The following is an 11,095-nucleotide window of genomic DNA, read 5'->3' on the forward strand; positions in this document are numbered from 1 at the left end:
AGGCTTGGGGCGGCCCGGCGCCTTGTGGGCGGAACGCCCCCCCCGAGATCGCCGCGATGCGGCGCTCCCCCCCCAGGGGGCGGAACAAGGCTTGGGGCGGCCCGGCGCCTTGTTTACTGCAGCTTTGGGCGCCCCGGTGGCGGTGGTGATGGCGGGCGGCACCGGCGGCCACATCTTCCCCGGCATTGCCGTGGGTGAGGGCTTGCGCGCGGCGGGTTGGACGGTGCACTGGATGGGCGCGCCCACGGGCATGGAGGCGCAGCTCGTGCCGCGCCACGGCTTCGACATGCTTTGGGTTCGCTTCGGTGGCCTGCGCGGCAAAGGTTTGCTGACCAAATTGTTGCTGCCGCTCAACCTGCTGCGCGCCTTCTGGCAGGCTTTGCGCGGCTTGCGGCGCGTTGGCGCCGATGTGGTGGTGAGCATGGGCGGCTATATCGCCTTTCCCGGTGGCTTGATGAGCGTGTGGGCTGGGGCCAAGCTGGTGGTGCATGAGCAGAACGCCGTCGCCGGTCTGGCCAACAAGGTGCTCGCGCGCCTGGCCGACCGCAGCTACACCGCGTTTCCCGAGGTGCTGCCGGGTGCGCAGTGGGTGGGCAATCCGGTGCGTGCGGAGATCTGCGCCTTGCCATCGCCCGAGCAGCGCTACGCCGGTCGCAGCGGGCCGCTGCAGGTGCTCGTGGTCGGCGGCAGCCTGGGCGCGCAGGCGCTCAACTCGCTGGTACCGCAGGCGTTGGCGCTTTTGCCCGCGGGCGAACGCCCGCAGGTGCGTCATCAGAGCGGGGCCAAGCATCTGCCGGCCCTGCAACAGGCTTATGCCGACGCCGGTGTACAAGCCGACTGCATGGCCTTCATCGACGACATGGCCGCGGCTTATGCGCAGGCCGATCTGGTGATCTGCCGCGCCGGCGCCTCGACCGTGACCGAAGTGGCCTGCGCCGGTGTGGCGGCGCTGTTCGTGCCGTTTCCCCACGCGGTCGACGATCACCAGACGGTGAACGCGCAATTTCTCGCAGGCCGCGATGCGGCGCTGCTGATTCAACAACGCGACCTGAGCGCGCAAGGGCTGGCCGAACTGCTGCAAAGCCTGGACCGCACGCGCCTGCTGCAACTGGCGCAGACCGCGCGCGGCCTGGCGCGGCCCGATGCGGTGCAGGCTGTCGTGGAGGGCTGCAACGCCCTGCTGCCGGGACGCGAAACGAGGCAAGGAACAGGAAGGCAAGGGCAGGGGCGATGAAACACGCCATTCGCAACATTCATTTCGTCGGCATCGGTGGCGCCGGCATGAGCGGCATTGCCGAAGTGCTGCACAACCTGGGCTATGCCATCAGCGGCTCGGATCTGAGCGAGAGCGCCACGGTGCGGCGGCTGCGCGAGCTGGGCCTGCGCGTGGCCATCGGGCACGACGCCGCTCACGTGCAGGATGCCGATGCCGTGGTGATTTCCACCGCGGTGCGCGCCGACAACCCCGAGGTTCTCGCGGCACGCGCACGACATATTCCGGTGGTGCCACGCGCGGTCATGCTGGCCGAGCTGATGCGCCTGAAGCGCGGCATTGCGATTGCAGGTACGCATGGCAAGACCACCACCACCAGCCTGGTCGCCAGCGTGCTGGCCGAGGGCGGGCTCGATCCGACCTTCGTGATCGGCGGGCGGCTCAACAGCGCCGGGGTCAATGCCCAGCTCGGGCAGGGCGAATACATCGTGGTCGAGGCCGACGAATCCGACGCCTCCTTCCTCAACCTGCTGCCGGTGATGGCTGTGGTCACCAATATCGACGCCGACCACATGGACACCTACGGCCACGACCCGGCCCGGCTGCGCCATGCCTTTGTCGATTTCATCGCCCGGCTGCCGTTCTACGGCGCCGCGGTGCTGTGCGTGGATGACGCGGCGGTGCGCGGCATCATGCCGTTCATCTCCAAGCCCATCACCAGCTATGGCTTCGCCGAGGATGCACAGGTGCGCGCCATCGACGTGCGGGCCGAGGGCGCGCAGATGCACTTCACCGTGCTGCGTCGCAATGGCGTACAGCTGCCGCCGCTGGCCGTCACGCTCAACCTGCCGGGGCGGCACAACGTGCAGAACGCGCTGGCGGCCATCGCCATCGCCACCGAACTGAACGTGGACGATGCCGCCATCCAGCGGGCGCTGGCCGGGTTCACCGGTGTGGGTCGGCGCTTCCAGCGCTATGGCGAAGTGGCGGCTCACCACGGCGGGCGCTTCACACTGATCGACGATTACGGCCACCATCCGGTTGAAATGGCGGCCACGCTGGCGGCGGCCCGTGGCGCCTTTCCGGGACGGCGGCTGGTGCTTGCCTTCCAACCACATCGTTACACCCGCACCCGCGATCTGTTTGAAGACTTTGTGAAAGTGCTCGGCGAGGCCGACGCGGTGCTGCTGGCCGAGGTGTACGCCGCTGGTGAAGCCCCGCTGGTCGCGGCCGACGGCCGCAGCCTGGCGCGTGCGGTACGCGTGGCCGGCAAGACCGAGCCGGTGTTCGTCGAAGCTGTGGCCGACATGCCGCAAGCCATACTGGAGATGGCGCGCGAGGGTGACGTGCTGATCTGCATGGGCGCGGGTTCCATCGGCGCCGTGGCCGCTCAAGTGGTGGCGCTGGCGGGCGGCATAGAGGGAGACGCGAAATGACCGCATGGATGACCACCACATGGCCCCAGATCAATCCGCGTGGCCTGGGCCGCGTCGCGGTGCTCATGGGCGGGCTTTCCGCCGAGCGCGAGGTGTCGCTGATGTCGGGCAAGGGCGTGCTGGCGGCGCTGCAATCACGCGGGGTCGATGCCTTTGCCTTCGATCCGTCGGTGGACGATCTGGCGGCGCTCAAGTCGTTTGGTGCGCAGCGCGCGTTCATCAATCTGCATGGCCGCTGGGGAGAAGACGGCACGGTGCAGGGCGCGCTGGAACTGCTCGGCATTCCCTACACCGGGCCGGGCGTGCTGGCCTCGGCCCTGGCGATCGACAAGGCCATGACCAAGCGGCTGTGGCATTTCGAGAACCTGTCCACACCCAAGTGGCGCGAGGTGGGCACGCTCATCGAGGCCCGCGCGGCTGCGGCCGATCTGGGCTTTCCGCTGATTTTCAAGGCCACGCATGAAGGCTCCACGCTGGGTCTCAAGCGCGCCGACAGCGAGGCCGAAGTGCAAGCCGCCTATCTCGAAGCCGCACGCTTCGACAGCCGGGTGCTCGTGGAGCAGTTCGTCGAGGGCGACGAAGTGACCTGCGCGGTGATCGGCGCGGGCGATCAGGCGCGGGCGCTGCCGCTCATCCGCATCGTCGCCCCGGACGGCAACTACGACTACGAACACAAGTATTTCAGCGACGACACCCGCTACATCTGCCCAAGCGAATTGCCTGCCGAGGAAGAAGCGCGCATTCAGGATCTGGTCTTGCGCAGCTATCGCACGCTGGGCTGCCGCGGCTGGGCGCGGGCCGACGTCATGATTCGCGCGACCGACCGCCAGCCCTTCCTGCTGGAGATCAACACCTCGCCCGGCATGACCTCGCATTCGCTGGTGCCCATGTCCGCGCGCGTGGCCGGGCTGGAATATGCCGATCTGTGCCTGCTCATTCTCAGCATGGCGGCGCTCGATCAACCGCATAAGGGGGTTGACCTCCACGCATCGGCTTCGCCTGCGCTGCCCCCGGCCGGTGGCGAGAAGGGCGACCGATGAGCCACTACGCCCCGCGCGAACTCCCGCTCGACATCCGCCTGATGCAAGGCACCTCGCGTGCCCTGTTCTGGCTGGTGGCGCTCGGCTGCCTGTTCGTGGCCGGGCACTGGCTGATGCAGCGCAACTGGTGGGACATCCGCGCAGTGCGGCTTCAGGGCGACCTGCAGCGCATCAGCCCGGTGACGGTACGGGCCGAGGCCTTGCCGCAGTTGCAGGGCAATTTCCTCACCATCAATCTTGCGCAGGCGCAGCGGGTGTTCGAGAGCCTGCCGTGGGTGCGTACCGCTGTGGTGCAGCGGCTGTGGCCGATGCAACTGGCGGTCACGCTGCAGGCGCAGCAGCCGGTGGCCATCTGGCGCGAGCCGGGCAGCGCGCCGCAACTGGTCAACACGCAGGGGCAGGCGTTCACCGCCAACCTCGGCGAAGTCCAGGGGCTGGGCTTGCCGCAGTTCAGCGGCCCGGCGGGAACCAGCGCGCAGGTCTTGCAGATGAGCCAGACCTTGCAGCCCTTGATGCAGGAATTTCATCAGACCGTCGCCACGCTGGCGCAAGGTAGCGGCGGCAACTGGAGCGTGCAGACCCGCTCTGGCCTGCGCATCGACCTGGGCAGTGCGCCCGACAGCGTGGCGACGCAGACCCGCCTCAAACAGTTCATGACCCTGATGCCGCAGCTCGAAACCCGCTATGGGCGTGCCATCGACAGCGTCGATCTGCGCTATCCCAACGGATTCGCCGTGCATCTGCAAGGTGTGGATCTGCCGGGCATGAACAAGACAACGAACAAGACGCCGCAACCCGCGGGGAGGAATGACTGACATGGCCAAGGACTACAAGGATCTGGTGGTGGCGCTGGACATCGGCACGTCCAAAGTGCTGGTGGTGGTGGCTGAAATGCTGGCCGATCGAGACAACCCGGCGGCGGGCTTCAAGATCGTCGGCATGGGCCAGGCGCCGACCGCGGGCATGCGCCGCGGGGTGGTGGTGGATATCGAGGCGACGGTGCAGTCCATCCAGGCGGCGCTGAAAGAGGCCGAGTTGATGGCCGATTGCAAGATTACTCATGTGATCACCGGCATCACCGGCAGCCACATCCGCGGGCAGAACTCGCACGGCATGGTGGCCATCAAGGATCGCGAAGTCACGCAGGCCGACGTCACCCGGGTGATCGAAACCGCCAAGGCGGTGAACATTCCGGCGGATCAGCGCCTGCTGCTGGTCGAGCCGCAGGAGTTCATCATCGACGGCCAGGAAGTGAAAGAGCCGGTGGGTATGAGCGGCGTGCGGCTGGAGGTGAATGTGCACATCGTCACCGGGGCGCAGACCGCGGCAGAGAACGTGATCAAGTGCGTGCGCCGCTGCGGCCTGGAGGTCGAGCAACTGGTGCTGCACCCGCTGGCGTCGAGCCACGCCGTGCTCACCGAGGATGAGAAGGAACTCGGCGTGGCGGTGGTGGACATCGGCGCCGGCGTGACCGACATCGCCATCTATACCGGAGGCGCCATCCGCCATACCGCCATCATTCCGGTGGCCGGAGAACTGGTCACCAGCGACATCGCCATGGCCCTGCGCACGCCCACGCGAGATGCCGAGGACATCAAGATCGAGCATGGCATCGCCAAGCAGGTGCTGGCCAATCCCGAAGAGACGCTGGAGGTGCCGGGGCTGGGCGACCGTGGGCCGCGCATGCTGTCGCGCCAGGTGCTCGCCAGCGTGATTGAGCCGCGTACCGAGGAGATCTTCGCTCTGGCGCAGCAGGTCATTCGCGATTCGCACTTCGAGGATGTGCTGTCTTCCGGCGTGGTGCTCTGCGGCGGTTCGGCGCAGATGCCCGGCATGGTCGAACTGGCGGAAGACATCTTCCTCAAGCCGGTGCGCGTGGGCGCGCCCAGCTACACCGGCCCGCTGGCCGACATGGTGCGAAATCCGCGCATGGCCACGGTCATGGGGCTGTTGGCCGAGGCCTTGCACCAGCGGCAGCGCGGCGCGCGCATTGCGCAGAAGAGCAGTTCGGTCAAGGGCTCGCTGGGACGTTTGCGCGAGTGGTTTGCAGGGAATTTTTGAGTTCTGCGGGGCGGCGCCCGGAGGGTCCGGGTGTGGCCGCGCAGAGTGTGTTCGGCGGGCGTAGGGTGCGTCAGCCGGTTTTTAACGGAGGTGTGACATGGCTTTTGAAATGATCGAGAACGACGCCCAAAGCGCGTTCAACCAGGGAACCAACATCAAGGTGATCGGTGTTGGCGGTGGCGGCGGCAACGCGGTCGAACACATGATCGCCTCGGGCGTGCGTGGGGTGGAGTTCATCTGCGCCAACACCGATGCGCAGGCGCTCAAGACCTCGGGCGCGCATCAGTTCCTGCAGCTGGGCAAGACGGGTCTGGGCGCTGGCGGCAAGCCGGTGGTCGGGCGCGAGGCGGCGGATCAGGCGCGCGGCCAGATTCGTGATGCGCTCGAAGGCGCGCACATGCTGTTCATCACGGCCGGCATGGGCGGCGGCACTGGTACCGGCGCCGCGCCGGTGATCGCCAAGATCGCCCGCGAAATGGGCATTCTTACGGTGGCCGTGGTGACGCGCCCGTTCGACTTTGAGGGCTCCAAGCGCATGACTAACGCCGAGCAGGGACTGGCCGAGCTGGAGGCCAATGTCGATTCGCTCATCGTCGTGCTCAACGAAAAGCTGCTGGAGGTGTATGGCGACGACATCAGCCAGAAAGAGGCCTTCGGCAAGGCCAATGACGTGCTGAAGAATGCCACGGGCGGCATTGCCGAGATCATCAATGTGCCGGGCCTGATCAACGCCGACTTCGAGGACGTGAAGAGCGTGATGGGCGAGCCGGGCAAGGCGATGATGGGCACCGCAATGGCCAGCGGCCCCGACCGCGCCCGTCTGGCGGCCGAGCAGGCTGTGGTCTGCCCGCTGCTCGACGGCGTTGATCTCTCGGGCGCCAAGGGCGTGCTGGTGAACATCACTGCCGACGACTCGCTGCGCCTGGGCGAAACGCGCGAGGCGATGAACGCCATCCGCGCCTATGCCTCGCCGGAAGCCAACATCATTTTCGGCACGGTCAACGACCCGACCATGGGCGATTCGTTGCGCGTCACTGTGCTGGCTACGGGCTTGTGCGGCAAGGCCGAAAAGGCCGCGCCGGAACTCACCATCATCCGCACCGGCACCGACAACATGCCGCTGCGCACGCAGGGCTATGGCGGCCAGACCGGCGCGGATCCGTATCAAAGTCCGGCGATCTGGCGTAGTGGCCGCGGCGCACCGTCGGCGCATGTGAACGCGCTGATGCAAAGCGGTATGGAGGAAATGGAAATTCCGGCTTTCCTGCGCAAGCAGGCGGACTGAACCTTTCCGCGAAACGCGCCCGGTGACGGGACGCGGTGATGCACTGTGGCGGCATGGGCCGTACCGCAGGGCCTGCCCGTCCCCCCGACGGAGTGACCCGACTCCGCATGGGTTTGTCGCCGCCGCGCAGGAGCCGAGGCGTTGCCGCGCCCTGACAGATCACCTCCCTGTCAGGGCCGACAACGCGGGCCAAAAACGTGGGCCGAAAGCGCCTCGGTGCTCCTTTAGGGTCTTCAGCAGAATTCAGGCTTGGCACCTAGAATGCATAGCATCTCGCAATCAAATTTAGAGTCTTCATAATTTATTGACATGTTGGCGCAACGCACCATCCAATCCGTCAACCGCGCTGTCGGCGTGGGCCTGCACAGCAGTGAGCGGGTGGAACTCACCCTGCGCCCGGCACCGCCCGATACGGGCATCGTCTTCACCCGTACCGATCTGAGCGAGCCGGTCGAAATTCCGCTGAGTCCGTTTGCCGTGGTGGATACGCGCATGGCGACCACGCTGGGGCGCGACGACGTGAAGATCCACACCGTCGAGCATCTGCTGTCGGCCTGCTCCGGTCTGGGTATCGACAATCTGTATATCGACGTCACCGCCGAAGAGATCCCCATTCTTGACGGCTCGGCGTCTTCGTTCGTTTATTTGCTGCAATCGGCCGGCATCGCGCTGCAAAACGCGCCGAAAAGATTCATCCGGGTGCGAAAGCCCGTCGAATTGCGTCTGGGGCAGGGCAGCGACCAGAAATGGGCGCGACTGGAGCCCTACGATGGCTTCAAGCTGAGTTTCGACATCGATTTCGATCACCCCGCCGTCGATCAGACCGCGCAGTCGACCGTGTTCGATCTGGGACGCGACTCGTATGTGAAAGACATCGCCCGCGCCCGCACCTTCGGGTTCATGCGCGATGTCGAAACCCTGCGCAGCAACGGGCTGGCGCTGGGCGGCAGCATGGAAAACGCCATCGTCATGGACGAATACCGCGTGCTCAACCAGGAAGGGCTGCGCTTCGACGATGAGTTCGTCAAGCACAAGACGCTCGATGCCATCGGCGATCTGTACGTGGCGGGCAAGGCGCTGATCGGCGCGTACAGCGCGTTCCGTAGCGGCCACATGGTCAACAATCTGCTGCTACGCGAACTCTTTGCCGATGAATCCAGCTTTGAAATCGTCAGCTTTGAAGACGCCACCCGCGCCCCGGCGGGTTTTCGCGCCGTTCCCACCTTCGCTTTTTGACCGCGCTAGCAGGCCCTAGTCGGCCTGTTCCAGCAGTTGACGCAGCCTTGCCTTGACCTCAGCCGGGCAAGAGGGTGGTTTGGTCGTCGTCGTCGCCGTCTGCGGCCCACGCTCTCCCCGCGGCTGCACCCGGATGCGCATGTCGCGCAGGGCGAAGCCGCGGTCTTGCAAGTGCCTCAGCAGCGTGGGCTTGAACTGACTGAGCTTGGCGGCCACCGCGCTCGAACTGGCGGTCAGGCTCCACACCCCGTCCTGCCAGCGCCCCGCCTGCACGCCGTCCAGCAATGCCGGGGGCAGCAGCGGACGGGCGGATTGCCACATCTGGTGCGAAAGCGTGGCGGCGTCGCGCAGCGCGGCTATGGGGGGAGAAACGCGTGCCCAGGCCGATAACGATGCGGCGCCTTTTTGGATGAAAGGCGCCGACGACACGGCGGCGGATGGACGTTGGGTGGGCATGGGAAGAGGGAACAGACTGGAAATCCTGGAGTCCACCCCCATTGTGCCAGCCTGCGGACGGTAAAAACGCACGCATACAATGAAATGTTCTCGGAAAGTCGGGCGCGCGTCTGTCGCTGCGGGCTTCCCTCAAAACCACACTCAAAGACTGCGGGCCTGGAGTCCGCCTTCCCATGCCAGTCAAATTCCTCACCAGTCTGTTCGGCAGCCGCAACGAACGTTTGCTGCGCCAGTACCGGCGCGTGGTCGAGCGCATCAACGCCCTGGAACCGCAATTCGAAAAACTCAGCGATGATGAACTCAAGGCCAAGACCGCAGAGTTTCGCCAGCAAGTCGAAAATGGCCGCAGTCTCGACGATCTGCTGCCCGAGGCGTTTGCCGTGGTGCGCGAAGGGGGCAAGCGGGCGCTGAAGATGCGCCACTTCGACGTGCAGATGATCGGCGGCATGGCGCTGCATTACGGCAAGATCGGCGAAATGCGTACCGGTGAGGGCAAAACCCTGGTGGGCACGCTGCCGGTTTACCTCAACGCGCTCTCAGGCAAGGGCGTGCATGTGGTCACAGTGAATGACTACCTGGCCCGGCGCGATGCCGAGTGGATGAGCCGCCTCTACAACTTCCTCGGTTTGACTGTGGGCATCAACCTGCCCAATATGACCAAGCCGGAGAAACAGGCGGCCTACGCCGCCGATGTGACCTACGGCACGAATAACGAGTACGGCTTCGATTACCTGCGCGACAACATGGTGTATGAGCCGGCCGAGCGGGTGCAACGCGGGCTGAACTATGCGCTGATCGACGAGGTGGACTCCATTCTCATTGACGAGGCGCGCACGCCGCTGATCATTTCTGGCCAGGCCGACGACAACACCGATCTGTACAAAAAGATCAACGTCATCGTCCCGCGGCTGGAGCGCCAGATCGGCGAGGAAGATCCGATCACCGGCAAAGGTGTGGAGAAGCCCGGCGATTTCACCGTCGATGAGAAAGCGCATCAAGTGTTTCTCACCGAGTCGGGCCATGAGAAGGCCGAAGCCATTCTCACCGAAATGGGGCTGATTCCGCCGGGCACCACGCTGTACGACGCGGCCAACATCGCGCTGATGCACCATGTGTATGCGGCGCTGCGCGCCAATCACCTCTACCACCGCGATCAGCACTATGTGGTGCAGAACGGCGAGGTCATCATCGTTGACGAGTTCACCGGCCGCATCATGGCGGGCCGCCGCTGGTCCGACGGTTTGCATCAGGCGGTGGAAGCCAAGGAAGGCGTGGACATCCAGAGCGAGAACCAGACGCTGGCCTCGATCACTTTCCAGAACTACTTCCGCATGTACGCCAAGCTCGGCGGCATGACGGGTACTGCCGATACCGAAGCCTTCGAGTTCCAGGAAATCTACAAGCTCGAAACCGTGGTCATTCCGACCAACAAGCCCATCCGCCGCAAGGATGCGCAGGACAAGGTTTACAAGACTTCGCACGAGCGCGATCTGGCGGTGGCCGAAGACATCCGCGACTGTCACGAGCGCGGCCAGCCGGTGCTGGTGGGCACCACCTCCATCGAGAGCAGCGAAAAACTCTCGATGCTGCTGCATCAGAAAAAGCTGCCGCATCAGGTGCTCAACGCCAAGCAGCACGCGCGTGAAGCCGAGATCGTGGCGCAGGCCGGTCGGCCCGGCATGATCACCATCGCTACCAATATGGCCGGTCGGGGCACCGATATCGTGCTCGGCGGCAATGTGGAAAAGCAGTGCGAGATCATAGAGGCCGATCCCAACGTCTCGGACGAGGAAAAAGCAGCCAAGGTCCACACCATCAAGAGCGAATGGGAGTCGCTGCATGACAAGGTGCTCTCGGCCGGCGGCCTGCACATCATCGGCACCGAGCGGCATGAAAGCCGCCGTGTGGACAACCAGTTGCGCGGACGTTCCGGGCGGCAAGGCGACCCCGGCTCCACGCGCTTTTACCTGTCGCTCGACGACTCGCTGATGCGCATTTTCGCGGGCGACCGCGTCAAGGCCATCATGGAACGGCTGAAAATGCCCGAGGGCGAAGCCATCGAAGCCGGCATGGTGACGCGCTCGATCGAAAGCGCACAGCGCAAGGTGGAGGCGCGCAACTTCGACATCCGCAAGCAACTGCTCGAATACGACGACGTGTCCAACGAGCAGCGCAAGATCATTTATCAGCAGCGCAATGAACTGCTCGACTCCACCGAGGTCAGCGAGCAGATCACCTCGCTGCGCCAGGGTGCGTTCACCGATCTGGTGCGCGCCTATGTGCCCGAGCAGAGCATGGAAGAGCAGTGGGACATTCCCGGCCTCGAAAAAGTGCTGCGCGATGAATGGCAGATCGAGCTGCCGCTCAA

Annotated in this window: 9 protein-coding genes; 8 read left to right on the top strand and 1 reads right to left on the bottom strand. The window is 65.2% G+C overall.

Annotation, left to right across the window (positions count from 1 at the left end; translation table 11 throughout):
- Positions 1-124 precede the first annotated feature (124 nt).
- From murG to lpxC, 7 genes are all read left to right on the top strand, one after another.
- On the top strand, positions 125-1,234 hold the full coding sequence (gene murG, locus AC2VLV_RS14395) for an undecaprenyldiphospho-muramoylpentapeptide beta-N-acetylglucosaminyltransferase (RefSeq protein WP_486990641.1): 1,110 nt from the start codon (positions 125-127) through the stop codon (positions 1,232-1,234).
- Entirely contained in the window at positions 1,231-2,649 is a 1,419-nt protein-coding gene (gene murC / locus AC2VLV_RS14400) for a UDP-N-acetylmuramate--L-alanine ligase (protein ID WP_486990634.1), read from the top strand. The genes murG and murC overlap by 4 nt, the downstream gene beginning before the upstream one ends.
- Positions 2,650-2,657: 8 nt before the next feature.
- Positions 2,658-3,689 carry a D-alanine--D-alanine ligase gene (locus AC2VLV_RS14405; protein WP_486990635.1) on the top strand — a complete coding sequence of 344 codons (1,032 nt, stop codon included), beginning with the start codon at positions 2,658-2,660 and terminating at the stop codon, positions 3,687-3,689.
- Positions 3,686-4,504: a cell division protein FtsQ/DivIB gene (locus tag AC2VLV_RS14410; RefSeq protein ID WP_486990636.1), complete on the top strand. Its 819-nt coding sequence runs from the start codon at positions 3,686-3,688 to the stop codon at positions 4,502-4,504. Before AC2VLV_RS14405 ends, AC2VLV_RS14410 begins: the two co-directional genes overlap by 4 nt.
- A gap of 1 nt (position 4,505) precedes the next feature.
- On the top strand, positions 4,506-5,750 hold the full coding sequence (gene ftsA / locus AC2VLV_RS14415) for a cell division protein FtsA (protein ID WP_486990642.1): 1,245 nt from the start codon (positions 4,506-4,508) through the stop codon (positions 5,748-5,750).
- Positions 5,751-5,847: 97 nt separating this feature from the next.
- Positions 5,848-7,035, top strand: coding sequence for a cell division protein FtsZ (gene ftsZ / locus AC2VLV_RS14420; RefSeq protein ID WP_486990637.1), 1,188 nt, complete (start codon positions 5,848-5,850; stop codon positions 7,033-7,035).
- 309 nt (positions 7,036-7,344) lie between these two features.
- A complete protein-coding gene (lpxC, locus tag AC2VLV_RS14425) occupies positions 7,345-8,271 on the top strand; it encodes a UDP-3-O-acyl-N-acetylglucosamine deacetylase (protein WP_486990638.1) in 927 nt (308 codons plus the stop codon).
- Between the two features lie 15 nt (positions 8,272-8,286).
- Here lpxC and AC2VLV_RS14430 read toward each other — a convergent pair whose 3' ends face one another.
- On the bottom strand, positions 8,287-8,727 hold the full coding sequence (locus tag AC2VLV_RS14430; protein WP_486990639.1) for a DciA family protein: 441 nt from the start codon (positions 8,725-8,727) through the stop codon (positions 8,287-8,289).
- Positions 8,728-8,900: 173 nt separating this feature from the next.
- Here AC2VLV_RS14430 and secA point away from each other — a divergent pair.
- The coding region (gene secA, locus AC2VLV_RS14435) for a preprotein translocase subunit SecA (RefSeq protein WP_486990640.1) at positions 8,901-11,095 on the top strand (2,195 nt) is incomplete at its 3' end.

This window comes from Thiomonas sp. TH-17 (assembly GCF_057473305.1).

Coding starts and splice junctions, on each gene's coding strand:
- AC2VLV_RS14405 (WP_486990635.1), top strand. CDS start 2,658: ATGACCACCACATGGCCCCAGATCAATCCGCGTGGCCTGGGCCGCGTC.
- ftsA (WP_486990642.1), top strand. CDS start 4,506: ATGGCCAAGGACTACAAGGATCTGGTGGTGGCGCTGGACATCGGCACG.
- AC2VLV_RS14410 (WP_486990636.1), top strand. CDS start 3,686: ATGAGCCACTACGCCCCGCGCGAACTCCCGCTCGACATCCGCCTGATG.
- ftsZ (WP_486990637.1), top strand. CDS start 5,848: ATGGCTTTTGAAATGATCGAGAACGACGCCCAAAGCGCGTTCAACCAG.
- AC2VLV_RS14430 (WP_486990639.1), bottom strand. CDS start 8,727: ATGCCCACCCAACGTCCATCCGCCGCCGTGTCGTCGGCGCCTTTCATC.
- lpxC (WP_486990638.1), top strand. CDS start 7,345: ATGTTGGCGCAACGCACCATCCAATCCGTCAACCGCGCTGTCGGCGTG.
- murC (WP_486990634.1), top strand. CDS start 1,231: ATGAAACACGCCATTCGCAACATTCATTTCGTCGGCATCGGTGGCGCC.